Here is a 16,454-nt window from a genome sequence, read left to right on the forward strand (position 1 = left end):
TTCAACCGGCCGGCCGACCCGCGCACTTTCCAATGTCAGCCACCCGGGCTAGCCTCGCGTACTTCGAGACGATTCACGGCGCGGATGGCAACGAAGGCCACCATTGCGGACCTGTTTCCGACGACAAAGGGCAGGCATGCATCTGCGCACGCCCCCCTGAGGCGCCGGCTCTGGGGCCCCTCCAGCACATCGAGCCCGCAACACTCTGACCCGGTTTTAGACGGACGCGGCCCTCTCAGAGCGTGATGCCCCTGCGGCGCCATCGCGCTCTCCGCCAACCAGCGTCACCGGCCACAACTCCCGCAGTTGGCTCTCCTTTGCGTACTGACGAGGTGAGCGGCCGGTAGTTCGTTTGAACGCGGTGCTGAAGGCTTGGTCGGAGGCGTAACCAAGCGATACCGAAATGTCAGAGATCGTTTCCACGCCCCGAATCAGGTGCGCCGCGGCAGACATCATCCGCAACTGGGTAAGGTAAGAGATCGGGGACAGGCCAACGCGCATGCGGAAATGTTGGGCGAAGCTCGTTCGCGACATCCCTGAAATGCGTGCAAGCTCCTGGACCGTCCAGGGATGAGCTGGAGCCGCATGCATTGCCGTCAGGCCGGCCGCCAGGCGGGGATCCGCCAGCGCCGCAAGCCATCCGACCTCCCCTTGCGGGAGGCGCTCGATGTAAAGGCGAAGCGTTTGCGCGAGCATCATATGGGAGAGATTTTGCGCCACTTGACCGGCGCCGGGCCTGCCTTCGCGAAGTTCATCCATCATGAGCTCGATGTAAAGTCGAAGCTTGGCCTGGTCGGCTGAGGCTTCGACCCGGATCAATGGTGGCAAGGTCTGCAACATCACCTCCGCATGTCGACCTTCGACCTCGAACCGGCTGCCGACAAGAAAGACATCGCCGCCACCGTTGTAGGTGATCACCTGGCCGCTGCGGCTTGGCTCGAGTGTTTGGCTGGCAAGCCGAGACTTTGCATCCAGATCTCCGGCGATGGCAGCTCGCCGCCCTGTCGGCAGGACGAAGCAGTCCCCCGCCTGAAGCCACACCGGCTCCATATCGTCAATCGACAGCCAGCATTCTCCCTTCATCACCGCGTAACATTTGATCCGACCGGCGAGATCGTCCAGCACCAGAGACCAGGACCCGCCGGCATCGAAACCGGCCGTGATGTAACTCCGAGGCTGAAGAAGAGCCAGCAAATGCGACAGAGGGTCCATGGGCTTTTGAACGATCACGAACAGAAATAGGAGTTTCCAATATAGTCCGTCCGGATGCGACTGTCTATTTTGGGTGTCAGCCAATGACGCAGGAGCAGATGAAATGAAGGCCGCAGTTGTAGAATCGTTTGATCTTCCGCCCGTGGACGGGGACTATCGCGAGCCGGAGGCGGCAGACGGCGAGACCGTCGTCACGATCGAGGCGGCAGCGCTCAGCCCCATCGTAAAAAGACTGGCGTCGGGACGACACTATTCAAGCACAGCCACCGCCGGCTTCGTCCCTGGAGTGGACGGAGTGGGTATCGACGACCAAGGCCAGCGGGTCTATTTTCTGTTCCCCAAGGCACCTTTCGGTTCGATGGCCGAGAGGTCGCTTGCCGCGATCAACATGACGGTGCCGGTTCCTGGCGCCCTTGCCAGTGATCGCGCAGCAGCAATCGTGACGGCGGCTCTCGCCTCCTGGGTAGCGCTCACGAGACGGGCCCAGATTCGCGCAGGCGAAACGGTTCTGGTCCTTGGTGCGACCGGGGCATCGGGAAGCATGGCTCTCCAAACGGCACGCCACCTTGGCGCCCGCAAGGTCGTGGCGGTGGGCCGCAATGCGGAAAAACTGCAGCGCCTCGACGCAGACGTGAGGATCTCGCTTGCCAGCAGTGAAGCCGATGCGTCGCTTCGCCATCAGTTCGACGAAGGAATAGACATCGTTCTCGACTTCGTGTGGGGCGAGCCGGCCGCTCGTGTCATCAGAGCAGCGACGGGCCATCGGGGTTCGGCCGCTGGCGAGCCACCACTTCGCTACGTCCAGCTCGGAACGATGGCGGGCGAAGACATCTCGATCCGGGGGGACGCGCTGCGCAGTTCCGGATTGCTCTTGATGGGTAGCGGCATTGGCAGCGTTGCCGTCGCCGACCTGCTCGCCGGGGCGGGAGAACTGCTGGCTGCAGCACCTGAGGCGAAGTTTCATACCGACTTTGAAAGCCTGCCGCTGCGGATGGTCAAGGAGGCTTGGAGTGGCGACGCTGACACGCGCTACATTCTGCGACCGGGCGGCTAATGTTTCTTCGGCCGTGCCCTTGCCGCAGCGGACGCAAGCCCGATGCTCTTGGCCGCGGCGGGCGCAGGCCGGCCTGCTCACCCGGCCAAAGCCCGCCTTTCCGACGGCCGAGCCCGCGACAGTGACGCTGGTGGAGATCGGCATGGGGCCGGAAATTAGCGCTGCTGAAGTGAGGCGGCGATGCGCCGGTTTGCGATCAGAAGGACCAGGCCGGTCAACGCACTGGCAACCGGAATGACCAACAGTCCAAACGCCAATCCGTTGGGGAGTTGCGCCGCCGTTGCTGCATCGCTGAGCAACCCGACGAGCAGCGGCCCCAGGGCCGGCCCAACCAGGCCGGAGCCGATCATCACCAGGCTCGTGGCCATGGCCTCCCTGCCCTTGCCCGCGACCAGATGCGCCGCCCCGAATCCCCACGGCAGCATGAAAGCAAACGAGAACATGCTGGGAACCAGAAGCAGTAGCGAGATCCACCCCGCGGGGGCAAACAGGCCGGCTGCTGTCGTCACGCTGGCGATCAAGAAAAGCACCCCGGGCGGCCCGAGCAGCCGACCACGTCCCGAACGTGCGGCACGGTCGAACAAGCGGCCGCCGACCAGGGTCCCGGCGATGCCCATCATCCCCTGCAGAAGCCCAAAGGCCAGTCCGGCCTCGCTTGCGGTGTATCCATGGGTGCGGATCAGAAATGTTGTTGTGAATGCGTAAAATGGCGCAGCGGCGAAACTGCCAGCCATCGCGCCAAAGAACAGCCAGCGGAACGCCGGGGAGGACAGCAGACGTAGGCTCGACAGCAAGAAGGGCTCGCCCCGGAGATCCGTGTCATCGAGCGGCGGCGTCGGACCCACCACGGCGAATGTCAACAGGGCGACGAGCATGCCGATCATTCCCGCGCCGATCAAGGCAGCGCGCCAACCCATCATGTCGCTGATCGCGCCTCCGACGGCAAAACCGATCATCGTGCCGAGGGGGATCCCCATTGCAAACAGACCAATGGCAAGTCCGCGGCGCTCGGGCCTGATTTTACGCGTGATGATTGCGTGGCTGGCCGGGGTTGCGCCAGCCTCGCCGAACGCGACGCCAAATCGCGAGAAAGCCAGAACCAGGAAGTTTGCAGCCAGACCGCCCAGGGCAGTCATGGCGCTCCAGCCAAGAATGCATAAAACCAGCACAAGCCGGGGCGATCCTCGATCAGCGGCCCGCGCCAGCGGCAGCGACAGGAGCGCATAGCAGACTGAAAAGGCGATCCCGGTGAGCAGACCGATCTGCGTGTCGCTAAGGTCAAGTTCGACCCTGATCGCCTCCGCGATGACATAGGGAAGCATTCGATCAATCTGAGAAAGCAGACTGACAAGAAACAAGACTGTGAGCGTGACAGTAAGGCGCCAGTTGTTCACGCAGTCGTCTCGACAATATTCAATTCTGATACTATCGTTACATGGCGTAGTACATGCCTCGTCATGAAAATGACTGATTGCAGCAACATCGTATTCCTATATACAAGACTCGGGCTTTCGCGGCACCTGGATGCTAAAGGATCAGCTATATGACAAGAATGTCGAATACGCCAATAAACTTGCCTATTCCTGCAGGCGCCGATAGTCTTCCTGAAGGCCGTTGCGTGGTGCCCTGGCCTGCGAACAGATCGGGGGGGCAGGTGTCGTCAACGCTTCTTGCGGAAGTCACAGCCTATCTTGATAGCCAGGGCGGCGGCGAAGGTCTCTTTCCGACACAACTCGGTGGCGTTCACATCATCCGGTCTTTCCAGGAGCGGATGCCAATGCGGCAGATCTACCGCCCCTCGCTCTGCGTCGTCTTGAAGGGCGCGAAGGAAATTCTCTTTGGCGAGGACCGGCTTTACTACGGCGCGATGCAGTGCCTGGTGGTGAGCATGGAGATGCCGGCCAGCGGACGGGTCGTCGAAGCGAGTGCGGAGGCGCCCTACATCGGCATCACGATAGACCTCGACGTTGCCATGCTGCGCGAGGTCCTGGAGCAGTTGGACTCGCCGCCGGTGGTGCCGGCGGGGCCAGGACCGTGCGTCTTTGTGGCGCCGATCGACGACCCGCTGGCTGATTGCGTCCAGCGGCTGATCCGGATGTGCCAGACGCCGAAGGCGATCCCGATCCTCTATCCCTCGGTCATGCGCGAAATTTGTTATTGGCTGCTCACTGGTCCGAACGGGGCTGAACTTTGCCATTTGGCTCTGCCGGAATCCAACATCATGCGGGTCGGCAGAGCCATCTATTTCCTGCGCGACAACTATTCGCAGACCCTGCGTGTGGAGCAGATGGCCGAGGTCGCGGGCATGAGCGCGTCATCTTTCCACCAGCATTTCAAGGCGATCACCTCGGTGACACCGCTCCAGTTCCAGAAGCAGTTGCGGCTCCTCGAGGCGCGGCGGCTGATGGTGGCCGAAGCCGCAAGCGTCGAGCAGGCTGCCTATCAGGTCGGGTATGAGAGCGCCTCGCAGTTCAGTCGCGAGTACTCGCGGATGTTTGGAGTGGCACCGAAGCAGGACGCGCTGAACCACCAGCGCATGTATAGCCAGTACGCCAGCCGCAAGGCCCGAAGCGCCTGAAGGCCTTGGGGCAACGCTGGCCCTCGGCGACACCTCTCGACGGGTGTCAGCCCATAGGCTGCCGGCGCCCTGCAATCTTGCTTCCTATTCCGGCTCCTGTCTGGCAGCCCGGCGCATCTGTGCAAGACCGACGGATTGAAGCTGTGCCAGGATAGATGCAAGCGTCTGTCGTATCAGGTGGCATGGCGTCACCGGTGCGCGGCTTCACGCATCACCGGCCGATCGTGAAGCCGTCCGATGCGAGCAGCCACTGCCGCTCTTGTGGTGTTCGCAAACCAGGCGCGCAGTCCTCATCCGCACGCGGGGGAACAATGGTCCTGCGCCGCATGCTCCGGTCACAAGGGGGCAAAACACGACGGGAAGACACTGCCGTGTGCTCTCAATGGTGCGGCGTTGCAGGATTGGGCAGGTTTCTTGCGCGTTCAGGCATGGCGATCTGCCTCTCCATAGGCATGCTGGCGACAGCAACAACAGGAGGCTGTCTCTGGTTCGACAAGGACCAGAAGGCTGCCGCGCGCTTGAAGACGAGGAACGCCAATGACCAAGTGGACCCATAGAGACATTCCACCACAACAAGGACGTTCGGCCGTCGTCACCGGTACCGGGGGCCTGGGTTTTGAGACAGCACTCGCCCTTGCCCGGGCCGGCGCAAGCGTCGTGATTGCCGGCCGCAATCTGTTGAAAGGGGCCGCCGCTGTTTCTGAGATCCTGGAAGCCGTTCCCGGAGCTCAGATACGGTTCAGGCAGCTTGATCTGGCCAGTCTTGCCTCGATTGCCGATTTCGGAACGCGGCTTGCGCAGGAGCGGGGCAGCCTCGACGTCCTGGTCAACAATGCCGGCGTCATGACGCCACCGCAGCGTCTTGAAACCCGCGACGGCTTCGAACTTCAGTTTGGGACAAACTATCTTGGACATTTTGCTCTGACGGCGCATCTGATGCCGCTCTTGAGGAGGGGCACAACCCCCCGTGTCGTCACTCTTGGCAGTGTTGCGGCCCGGAGTGGCACGATTGACTTCGAAAACCTGAACGCGCAACGCCAGTACAAGCCGTTTCCGATCTATGCGCAGTCAAAGCTTGCCTGCATCATGTTTGCCTTCGAGCTGAACCGGAAAAGCAAGGCAGCCGGATGGGGCGTCGACAGCATAGCCGCGCATCCGGGCATCTCCCGCACCGATTTGATCCCCAACGGAGCAGGTCGAACAAGCCTGGCCGGGATGACGCGCCACTACCTCTGGTTTCTCTACCAGCCCGCTTGGATGGGCGCTTTGCCGACTCTTTTTGCCGCCACCGACCCGACAGCCAGGAACGGCGCCTACTACGGCCCGGACCGGCTTGCGGGCATGCGTGGCTACCCGAAGGAGGAGAAGGCTCCCACACGAGCGCTGGACACAGCCGCGGCAGGCCGCCTGTGGGACAGATCCCTGGAGCTGACGGACGTGACATTTTCCGACGCCATCGACGCAGCCGCTGATGATGAAGGCGAAAGTCCTGCGGTGCGGGCGGGGAAATGATGATGTCGTCGATGGAGAGGTCAGAGTAGATGGCGTGGTCAAACGGGTATTTCACGGACCTCAATTACACCCACGGTTACTATTCTGAGATGAACCCGGGGATGCTGCGCCTCGCCTGCCTATGCAATGCGTTTGAGCCGCAACTGCCCGACAATCCAAGCTACCTGGAGCTCGGTTTCGGCCAGGGTGTTTCGCTCAACTTCCATGCTGCCGCGTCCTCCGGTTGCTATTGGGGAACAGACTTCAATCCGGCGCAGACGGTAGAGGCCCGCAAACTCGCCGAAGCGTCCGGTGCAGACATCCGCCTGTTCGACGACTCCTTCGAAGAGCTTGCCAACCGCAGCGACCTGCCTGACTTCGATGTCATTGCCCTGCACGGCATCTGGAGCTGGATATCGGACAAGAACCGAAAGGTGATAACCGAGATCATCAGGCGCAAGCTGCGTCCCGGCGGCATCGCCTATATCAGCTACAACTGCCTGCCCGGCTGGGCACCAATCATTCCCATACGGCAATTGATGTCCCTCTACCAGAACAACGGCGGGGGCAGGATGTCCAGACCGATCGACATGATCGAGGGTGCATTTTCCGTCGTCGAGGAGATCGCCAAGGCCGGCTCGCTCTATTTTCGCGAAAACCCCTTTGCCCGGCAGCACCTGAAGGAAATGACCCGACAGGGCCGCAACTATATTGCGCATGAATACCTGAACGCCGATTGGTACCTGGAGCATTTTTCCGACATGGTCCGGAGCCTGGACGATGCCAAGCTCGCCTATGTGGGATCGGCCCGGCTGCTGGACGGCATCGACGCCTTCCAGCTCGACGAGGCTGGGGTGACGCTCCTATCGCAGATCGGCCATCCGACCATGCGCGAGACGGTGCGCGACTACATGGTCAACAGGCGTTTTCGCACGGACGTCTTCATCAAGGGCCCGCGCCATTATTCCGGCCCCGAACATCGTGACGCCTGGCACGCGCAGGCATTTGTTCTCTCGGCGTCGTTGATTGACATTCCCAAGAAGATCCCCTGCGGCAGGGGCGAAGTGGAACTGCCGGCCGGCTCCTATGACCTGATCCTAGAGGCCCTGTCTGAGGAGAGCTACAGGCCGAAAACCGTCGGTGAGCTCCAGCATCATCCCAGGCTCCAGGTGCTCAAACCCCGAGACGTCATCGATATCCTCACGGTACTCACAGGCGCGGGCTTCGTGGCTCCGGCGCAGACCCCCTCAGACATCGTGAGGGCGCAGTGCCGGGCCCTCAATGCCCACATTCTGCAACGGGCACGCGCCAGCTCTGACCTGCGGCACATGGTTTCCCCGATAACCGGCGGCGGGATCGCGCTGCCGCAACTGGTTCAACACTTCATTCTTGCGTTGACGCAAGGCAAGGATACTGCCGAGGCTCTGGCCGAAGAGGTGTGGAATTTTCTGGAGGGGCTCGGCGAGCACCTGGCAAGAGACGGCAAACGGCTCGAGACGAAGCAGGACAACCTGGATGTCATCAAGGCCGCGGCGACCAAGTTTCTCGCCTATGACAGACCCCTCCTGGAAGCCCTGCAGATCATAGATCCGCCCATCCCGAAGACCCCGCCGATCAGGAACGACGCCGGTGATCCGCGCGACCATCCCGAGCGGCTGGGCGAATCGATGGGCGAAGAGGCCACGCCGCCTGACCCGTAGGATCAGGCAGGTTTTCTGAACCTATGGGCATGGTGGTTTCCGGTCAAGCAGACGTACGATGCGGGTGAACAAGCAGCGTCGGTTCGGTCCTCGATGACACCGTCAGCTCGAATTGCAGCAGGAGATCTGCATGGTATCCCTCACGATCAACGGCACCCCCTTCGAGATAGAAGCCGAAGATGAAAAGCCGCTCCTGTGGGTGCTGCGAGAGGATCTCGGGCTGCTCGGGCCGAAATACGGCTGCGGCATTGCGCAATGCGGCGCCTGCCGCGTGCTGATCAACGGTGAATCGAGTCCCGCCTGTGCCGTGTCACTCGGCAGCCTTGCCGGATCCTCGATCGTCACCGTGGAAGGACTTTCGGGTCCGGACGGAACGCTGTCGCTATTGCAGCAGGCATGGCTCGACGAACAGGTCCCGCAGTGTGGCTTTTGCCAGCCCGGTTTCCTGATTGCAGCCACCGCCTTGCTGGCGCAAGTGCCGCGCCCGAGCGATGCGCAGATCGACGAGGCGATCACCAACATCTGTCGCTGCGGCACCTATCCCCGCATTCGTAAAGCGATCCACCGCGCCGCTGCTGCGCTCTCCCAGGTCTGAGGAACTCCCATGCCAGGCTTTCTTTCACGACGCGCCTTTCTTCTGACCGGTGCAGCCGTCGCCGGGACCGCGCTCGTCGCAGCTGTCGGCGGTGTCGGCTACCTTGCCACCGTCGATGTGGACGGGCTTGACGGCCATGTCGACGGTGACAGCGGCGTGCTTAACGCCTTTGTCGTCATCCATGCCGATGGCAGGGTGGTGGTCAACGTGCCGAAGACCGAAATGGGCCAGGGAATTCACACGGGCCTTGCCATGGTCGTGGCCGAAGAGCTGGACATTCCCTTCGACGAACGGATCAGCGTTGCCTTTCCCGTCGAGCCCCTGCCCGCCTATTCCGTCTGGTTCAACATGCTCCAGGTGCGGCCGGAAGAGGCATCTGGCCCGGTCGTCTGGCTTGGGCGGCGGGTGATTGGACAGCTCGGGTTCATCGCCACCGGGGCGTCCGGATCAACCATGGGAATGTGGCATCCCATGCGCGTGGCTGGCGCTTCGGCGCGTCAGATGCTGCTTGCCGCAGCGGCTTCACGTCTGGGCGCACCCGTGTCGCAGCTCACCACTGCAAACGGCTTTGTCCTCCACGAGGCATCCGGCCGCAGCCTGTCCTATGGCGAGCTGGCGAGTGATGCAGCGGTGTTGCCACCGCCGGATGAACCGGTGCTGAAACCGGCCGCCGAGTGGCGGCTGATCGGCAGATCGCAGCCGCGTGTCGACCTGCCCGCCAAGGTTCGGGGCGAACCGATCTTCGGCGCAGATGTCGTTCAGCCCGACATGCTTCATGCCACGGTTCGCCATCCGCCTGTCTTCGGCGCGCAGGTCGCCAATATTGCAAACGAAGCCGAGGTTCGCGCTGCGCCCGGCGTGGTGGATCTGGTTGTCATCGACAGCCGTCAGGTCGCCATCGTCGCCGATTCCTGGTGGCGGGCCGAACAGGCCGCCTGGCTGCTGGACATCACATGGACACGGACGGAAGCGGACACCGTCACAAGCGCGCAAATGTCGGCGAGATTGCAATCCGCACTCGAAAGTAAAACTCCCTACGGCCATATCGACGACGGCGACGTGGAGTCGGTCCTCACGGACGCATCCGCATCGGTGATCGAGGCCCGCTATACTGTCCCCTTCGTCACCCATGCCTGCATGGAGCCTATGAATGCGACGGTGATTGTCCGACAGGACGGATCCGCGGAGGCCTGGGTGCCGTCCCAATCTCCGTTCGCGATACGCCAGGGGGTGTTCAAGGGCGCCGGGTGGGCGGGTGTGGAACCCGAGACGGTCACCTGCAACGTGACGATGAACGGCGGCGCCTTCGGCCGCCGCAGCGATCAGGACGTGGTCGTCCAGGCGGCTTTCCTGGCGGCCCGGCATCGGGGGCGTCCGGTCAAGGTCATGTGGTCGCGCGAGGAGGACATGGCGCGCGGGCTCTATCGCAGTCATGCTGCGGCGCAGTTGCGGGCGGCTCTGGGACCCGATGGACTGCCCCTCGCCTATGACGCAGTGGTCGCGTCGCAGTCCGTAATCGATTCGATCGCCAGTCGAAACCTGCCGATCAATCCGGGCCCGGAAGGGGACGCCCTGACGGTCGAGGGATTGGACAAGCTGCACTATGCTATCCCCAGCCGGCGCACGCGAAGCCAGAACGTTCCGAGCCACATGCCGATCGGCTTTTGGCGCTCGAACGGCTTTTCGTTCAATACCTTTTTCACCGAGAGCTTTATCGACGAATGTGCACTTGCCGCAGCAACGGATCCGCTGGACTACCGCCGGGCACTGCTCAGAGACAATCCTCGCCATCTGGCCGTCCTGAACCGGGTTGCCGAGATGTCCAACTGGGGAGCGCCCTTGCCGGAGGGGCGGGGACGGGGCATCGCGATCGAGGAATGCTACCGCAGCATCGTGGCCCAGGTGGCGCAAGTGACTGTGGCTGCGGACGGAGAGGTCACGGTGGATCGCGTGTTCTGCGCGGTCGATGTCGGCATGGTGGTCAATCCTGATGCCGTCGTTGCCCAGATGGAGGGCGGCATCATCTTCGGCGTGACCACCACCTTGATGAGCAGCATCACGCTCGAGGATGGCGCCGTGGTGGAATCCAACTTTCACGACTTCCCGATGATGCGAATTGCCGACGCACCGGACGTGACGGTCGAGATCATTGCAAGCGACCTGCCACCGGGCGGCGCAGGCGAGCCGGGGATCGTGCCGGTTGCTGCGGCACTGGCCAACGCCATTCACGCTGCCAGTGGGCGGCGTCTGCGATCTTTGCCGCTGGCGACGACCGAGACGATCGGGAAACGCCGCTCGCGCCGCATTCTCAGAGCATGACAATCGCAAACCGTGAGACGAGCGGTCGTCGTCATTACCGGCGCACCGGCGCAAGCGAGCGGCCGGGAGCCTGGCAGACCCGCAACGTGAAACAACCTCAGAGGATAGCGCATGCCAGTAGGTCCGCAGATGAACACCGCATGTCCCTCGTCCGACCGGGTCCGGTTTCTGAGAGCATGGCTCCAGAACCCGTGGGGTGTCGCCTCGGTCACGCCTTCAAGCCGATCACTCGCCCAACTGATCACGAGTGGAATTGGCGCCGACACCGGACGCGTGCTCGAGCTTGGCCCCGGCACCGGCGTCTTCACGGACATGCTCCTGGAACGGGGCGTGTCGGAACCGGATCTGACACTGGTCGAAATGCAGGGCGGATTTGCCGCGATGCTGAAGGGCCGCTATCCGGCCGCCAGCGTTCTAATGGTGGATGCCGCTCGGCTGGGTCGGCATCTGGAGGGCGTCGGCAAATATGGCGCCACCGTCAGCGGCTTGCCGCTTCTGTCCATGTCGCCACGACAGGTCATGGGCATCTTGCGGAGCTGTTTTCAGCTCATGGATGCACATGCCAGCTTTTATCAATTCACCTATGGTCCGCGCTGCCCGGTGCCGCCCCGAATTCTCGATCGGCTGGGTCTCACTGCGGTCCGCATTGGCTGGACGCCCAACAACCTACCGCCTGCAGCAGTTTATCGCCTCTCCAGGCGACCCGCCGGAAGGGTGCGCCGCAGTCCTTCCGTATGAGGCTGATGGCGCCCGCATGGGGTCTGGAGCTGATCGACAAGGCGCGACAGACGCGCCGCCACCCGACGTAGACACGCTCGCGGGCCAAGCTGGAGGCCGTGGCCTGGGGGTTTCTCCCGTCCATGCGACTGGGGTGCTGCGCCTGCATGTCGAGGGTCAACGCAACAACCCCGGACGAACGAAAAGACATCTCGGATTTGCAAGCATAGCTCGTTTCTGCGGGCCGACCTATCGTTGTGGCTGACCACGGAGGCGATACAGTGATGCATACCATGAGCCACGCCATAGCTGCGCCTGCAGGCCATCGTCGCAAAGGCCGGATCGGCGCTATGCTTGCCACCCTTTTGCCAGTTGCGGGGCTGTTCTGCGCGTCTGCCGTCGCCGCTCAGGAGGCAGATGGCGAACGTCTATTCCGGCAACGTTGCGCCGCTTGCCATGCCATGGAAGCAGGACAAGACAAGATCGGGCCCCGGCTCCTAGGGGTTTTCGGCCGGGCTGCCGGCAGCCTCGAGGGCGTGAACTATTCCAACGCAATGCAATCTTCAGGCATCACCTGGGATCGCCGGTCGCTCGACACCTTCCTTGCCGCCCCGCGCCAGGTGATACGCGGGACCCGGATGACCGTCAGCGTCCCCGATCCGGCGCAACGGGCCGCAATCATCGATTACCTCCAGGACCAGTCAACAGATTGAGGAGAAGCCTTCATGACAGCCTTCACGATCAACGGGCAGACGGTTGAGGTCACCGCCGAACCCGATACACCGCTCCTTTGGGTCATCCGCGAGCATCTGAAGCTCACCGGCACCAAATTCGGCTGCGGGATAGCGCAATGCGGCGTGTGCACCGTCCATATCGACGGAGAACCGGCTCGCTCGTGCCAGACGTTCCTGGAGGACGTGGCGGGCACAGAGGTCACCACCATCGAAGGTCTGTCGCCGGACGCCAGCCACCCATTGCAGAAGGCCTGGATTGTTGAGCAGGTGCCGCAATGCGGCTACTGTCAGTCCGGCCAGATCATGCAGGCGGCTGCCCTTCTTAACCGCACTCCAGACCCCACGCGCGCGCAGATCATTGCCCATATGGACGGTAACATCTGCCGTTGCGGAACCTATGTTCGCATCATCAGCGCCATCGAGCGCGCCGCGCGGGAGGGCTGAGCCATGACGGGAACATGCAAACCCCAATTGCGGGCGCTGTCACGGCGCAGCTTCCTGATATCGGCGGGCAGCCTCGGCATCGCGGTCACTCTCGGATCGCATGCCGACCTTGTCCACGGCGCAGCCATGGCCCCCGCCGCCGAGGGCAACTTGCGCCCCAACGCCTGGGTGACGATCGCAGCCGCGGGAACGGTCAGCATCATCGCACCTGCCGTCGAGATGGGCCAGGGCATCACGACCACACTGCCCCTTCTTGTCGCCGAGGAGTTGGATGCCGATTGGAACCGTGTGCGGGTCGTGCAGGCACCCTCCGATGCCGAGACCTATGGTAATCCGGGATTTTACGGGATTCAGCTCACCGGCGGCAGCGAGTCGACGCGCGGCTACAACGCGCTGCTTCGGCTCGTCGGCGCCCAGACACGGATGATCCTGCTGGCGGGCGCAGCCGGCATGCTGGGCGTGCCAGCAAGTGCGCTCGAGACAGAGCCCCACAGGGTTGTACATCGACCCTCAGGCCGCTCGCTCGACTACGGTGAAATAGCCACCCATGCGGTGTTTCCCGATCCGCTGCCGCAGGCGACAGAGGCTGATCTGAAGTCAAGCGACCGGTGGCGCTATATCGGAAGCCGAACCATCGGACGCATCGACGTGCCCGCGAAGGTCAATGGCGCCGCCATCTTCGGGATCGATGTACAGCTTCCCGACATGCTCTACGGAGCGGTCCTGCGGGCGCCGGTCCAGGACGAAAGACCCGAGAGCATCGACGACGCCGAAGCACGCGCCGTGCCGGGCATCACCCATATCGTTGCGATGTCCTACGGCGTCGGCATCATCGGCGAGACGGTCGAAGCGACCACGCGTGCAAAAGATCTTCTGAACGTCACCTGGAGCACCACATCACGGGTGCGCGACTATACGAGCCAGCGACTGCTTGACGGCTATCGCGTCCTCGGTCGCGACCTCGCGCAACCCGGCGTTGTTGCCTACAGCGGTGGTGACACCGAGGCGGCGATCGCGAGCGCCGCGACAGTGATTGAGGTCGATTACATGAGTGACCATGTCGCCCATGCGACCATGGAGCCGATGAATGCCACTGCACTCGTCGCTGGCGACCGGGTGGAGATATGGGCGCCCACGCAGGGTCCGACCGGCACCCAGGGCTTTGCCGCAGACGTGGTGGGGACCACTCCTGACAAGGTCAAGGTGAACACAACCCTCGTCGGCGGCGGCTTCGGACGCAAGGCGGAGGCCGATTTCATCATCGACGCCGTGTCGCTTGCCAAGGTCGTGGAGGGCCGACCGGTCAAGGTCATCTGGAGCCGTGAGGATGACATCCGGCACGACACGTTCCGCCCACTGGAAGCACAACATCTCAGGGTCGGGCTTGATGCCGAGGGCAACATTGTCGGCTGGCGGCATCGCATCGTTGCGGACTCAATCTTCGCCCGAACATTGCCACCCGTGTTTGCGCAAGCCGGCGGTCACGATGACGTCGTGACCGAGGGCGCCAAGTTTAACTACGCGGTGCCGGCCCACCAGATCGAATACCTGCGGCAGGACATGGGTCTCGCCATCGGCTTCTGGTTTGCAGTGGGCGTCGGGTACACGCGCTTTGCGATCGAGTGTACCGTCGACGAAATCGCTGCCGCCAGAGGCATTGATCCCCTCGCCTTGCGCCTGGAGCTTCTCAAGGACCAGCCGCGCGGGCGCGCGGTGATCGAAACTGTTGCCCGCATGGCTGAGTGGGATCGTGCGCGGGACGGTCGGGGTCTCGGGGTGGCCTATTCCGATGCCTTTGGCTCGCATTGCGCCCAGGTCGCCGAGGTCTCGCTCGACCGCGACACCGGCGAGATCCGCGTGCACAAGGTCTGGTGTGCCATAGATCCGGGCGTGGCGATCCAGCCTCTCCATATCGAGGCGATGATGATGACCGGCATCACCAACGGGACCGGGCATGCGCTTTTTGAGCAAATCAACGTGGTCGATGGACAGGTGCAGGAAGGAAATTTCGATACCTACCGGGTGATCCGGATGTCCGAGGCGCCTGAAATCGAGGTCGCGGTGGTGCCGACCCCTGGGAGTCCGTTTGGTGGCATTGGCCAGGCGGGCCTGCCACCAACTGGTCCGGCAATCGCCAACGCTGTCGCGCAACTCACGGGAGGTTTGCGGCTTCGCCATTATCCGTTCACCCCAGAGCGAGTGAAGGCGGCGCTTGACGCCTGAACTCCTGGGCCCGCAATCGGCTGCCCAATGCACTCTCGACCAGGTCTGCCGCAAGCCGGCGGACCTTTCAGGTCGTGCTCGCGGCACCAGCAAGCAGCCGCCGGCATCGGCATTCTCGCCGGCGATGAGGCGCGCGCACCCGAAGCGCCACGTCCACTGCAATTGCGCGGCAACCTGCAGCCGCCCTGGAGCAGCCGTCGACGACTTCCAGGCCGGGGACCGGCGCCCGAGCTTGCGTGGAGGGGGCCGCACGCACCCGGCCTGAGGGCATGCATTACCGGTTCAAAGGTCTGGAGACACCGTGTGCGCCTCATCATCGCGCGTGGAACCTGTCTCCGGCTCAATCGTGCGGACGCGTCCGTATTGGCGAGGCGAACAGCCCATGACACGCTTGAAGGCGGTGCTGAATGCGCTTTCCGACTCATAGCCGAGCGAAGCGGCAACCGTGGCGACGGAATCACTTGACGTCTCCAGCCTGCTGCAGGCAAGCAGCATACGCCAGCGCGTCACGTACTGCATCGGTGGTTCCCCGACCCGCTCCTTGAACCTGAGAGCAAATGTCGAGCGCGACATGCCGGCAATCTCACCGAGCTCCTGAAGGGTCCATTGATGCGCGGGTTGGGCATGAATCGCCTTGATCGCGGCGCCGAGCTGCTTGTCGGCAAGGCAGAAAAACCAGCCAACACGCTCGCCATTGTCCATGTCGAGATCCACGCGCAGTGCCTGCACCAGCATCATATGGGCCAAATGCTGCGCCAGGAGGGCGTTGCCAGGCTGCTCTTCACGCAGTTCCTTCATCATTTGCTCGACAGACCAACGCAGGGCTGCCCGCTCGGTGTGGCCGTGGATGTGCACGATCGGCGGAAGCAGGCCCAGCAGCATATCGACGTGGTTGCCCTTGACGCCGAACCGGCTTCCGACGAGGAATAATCCGCCGCCGCCGTTGAGCGTGACGACGCCACCGCGTCGCGCGGCCGGAAACACCTGTGCGGCCGCAACCGCGGTCCCGTGGATGTTGCTGCCAAGCCGGAATGGACGGCCGGTCGGCAGCACGAAGCAATCTCCGGCCACCAGATGCACCGGGTCGGCGACACCGTCGACGGTGAGCCAACAGTCACCGGATACCACTGCATAGCATTTGATGAGTTTGTGCTGGTCGCCGAATTGAACCGCCCAGTCGCCGCCGGCGTCGAAGCCGGACGAGACATAGGCGTGCGGTCTAAGCAGAGAGAGAACGTCTGACAGCGGATCCATAGCATTCCGGACGATTGCGAAGATAAACGAGAATATGGAGCATAGTTCGTCCGAAGGCAACGGCATAATCTCCCTCCAGATCGAACGAGCGCCGGCACAATTGCCGGGTCGCCCGGTGCAACCCGCAGCCCAC

13 protein-coding genes are annotated in these 16,454 nt (G+C 62.9%); 10 read left to right on the plus strand and 3 right to left on the minus strand.

From position 1 onward, the window contains the following. Positions 1-216: 216 nt before the first annotated feature. Positions 217-1,212 (minus strand): AraC family transcriptional regulator, encoded by a 996-nt coding sequence (locus EO99_RS0114885; protein WP_029619421.1) that lies wholly within the window; start codon positions 1,210-1,212, stop codon positions 217-219. 103 nt (positions 1,213-1,315) lie between these two features. Between EO99_RS0114885 and EO99_RS0114890 the strand changes: the two genes are divergently transcribed. Beyond that, on the plus strand, positions 1,316-2,266 hold the full coding sequence (locus EO99_RS0114890) for an MDR/zinc-dependent alcohol dehydrogenase-like family protein (protein ID WP_029619422.1): 951 nt from the start codon (positions 1,316-1,318) through the stop codon (positions 2,264-2,266). Between the two features lie 155 nt (positions 2,267-2,421). On the opposite strand, the gene EO99_RS0114895 is transcribed toward EO99_RS0114890, so the two are convergent. Then, positions 2,422-3,660: an MFS transporter gene (locus tag EO99_RS0114895; protein WP_235776832.1), complete on the minus strand. Its 1,239-nt coding sequence runs from the start codon at positions 3,658-3,660 to the stop codon at positions 2,422-2,424. A 260-nt stretch (positions 3,661-3,920) separates the two neighbouring features. Here EO99_RS0114895 and EO99_RS0114900 point away from each other — a divergent pair, with 260 nt between their 5' ends. The 9 genes from EO99_RS0114900 (at position 3,921) to EO99_RS0114940 (ending at position 15,067) form a co-directional block, all read left to right on the plus strand. Further along, positions 3,921-4,844, plus strand: coding sequence for an AraC family transcriptional regulator (locus EO99_RS0114900; RefSeq protein WP_029619424.1), 924 nt, complete (start codon positions 3,921-3,923; stop codon positions 4,842-4,844). Between the two features lie 537 nt (positions 4,845-5,381). Continuing rightward, positions 5,382-6,356: an SDR family oxidoreductase gene (locus tag EO99_RS0114905; RefSeq protein WP_077067084.1), complete on the plus strand. Its 975-nt coding sequence runs from the start codon at positions 5,382-5,384 to the stop codon at positions 6,354-6,356. Between the two features lie 29 nt (positions 6,357-6,385). Further along, positions 6,386-8,035 carry a class I SAM-dependent methyltransferase gene (locus tag EO99_RS0114910; RefSeq protein WP_081852079.1) on the plus strand — a complete coding sequence of 550 codons (1,650 nt, stop codon included), beginning with the start codon at positions 6,386-6,388 and terminating at the stop codon, positions 8,033-8,035. Positions 8,036-8,165: 130 nt separating this feature from the next. After that, positions 8,166-8,630, plus strand: a complete 465-nt coding sequence (locus tag EO99_RS0114915) for a (2Fe-2S)-binding protein (protein WP_029619427.1) — start codon at positions 8,166-8,168, stop codon at positions 8,628-8,630. A gap of 9 nt (positions 8,631-8,639) precedes the next feature. Beyond that, complete coding sequence (locus EO99_RS0114920) at positions 8,640-10,949, plus strand: xanthine dehydrogenase family protein molybdopterin-binding subunit (protein ID WP_051679884.1); 2,310 nt, start codon at positions 8,640-8,642, stop codon at positions 10,947-10,949. 111 nt (positions 10,950-11,060) lie between these two features. Beyond that, the gene (locus EO99_RS0114925) at positions 11,061-11,687 is read left to right on the plus strand and encodes a class I SAM-dependent methyltransferase (RefSeq protein WP_235776833.1); all 627 of its coding nucleotides are present in this window, start codon (positions 11,061-11,063) and stop codon (positions 11,685-11,687) included. 329 nt (positions 11,688-12,016) lie between these two features. Next, positions 12,017-12,379 carry a c-type cytochrome gene (locus EO99_RS0114930; RefSeq protein ID WP_029619430.1) on the plus strand — a complete coding sequence of 121 codons (363 nt, stop codon included), beginning with the start codon at positions 12,017-12,019 and terminating at the stop codon, positions 12,377-12,379. A 12-nt stretch (positions 12,380-12,391) separates the two neighbouring features. Continuing rightward, entirely contained in the window at positions 12,392-12,844 is a 453-nt protein-coding gene (locus EO99_RS0114935) for a (2Fe-2S)-binding protein (protein WP_029619431.1), read from the plus strand. Positions 12,845-12,847: 3 nt separating this feature from the next. Continuing rightward, positions 12,848-15,067, plus strand: a complete 2,220-nt coding sequence (locus EO99_RS0114940; protein WP_029619432.1) for a xanthine dehydrogenase family protein molybdopterin-binding subunit — start codon at positions 12,848-12,850, stop codon at positions 15,065-15,067. 282 nt (positions 15,068-15,349) lie between these two features. Here the strand turns inward: EO99_RS0114940 and EO99_RS0114945 are convergent, their stop codons facing one another. Continuing rightward, positions 15,350-16,321 (minus strand): AraC family transcriptional regulator, encoded by a 972-nt coding sequence (locus tag EO99_RS0114945; protein ID WP_029619433.1) that lies wholly within the window; start codon positions 16,319-16,321, stop codon positions 15,350-15,352. Positions 16,322-16,454: the final 133 nt, after the last annotated feature.

The sequence above is a fragment of the Pseudorhizobium marinum genome, from assembly GCF_000705355.1.
GTDB lineage: Bacteria > Pseudomonadota > Alphaproteobacteria > Rhizobiales > Rhizobiaceae > Neorhizobium > Neorhizobium pelagicum.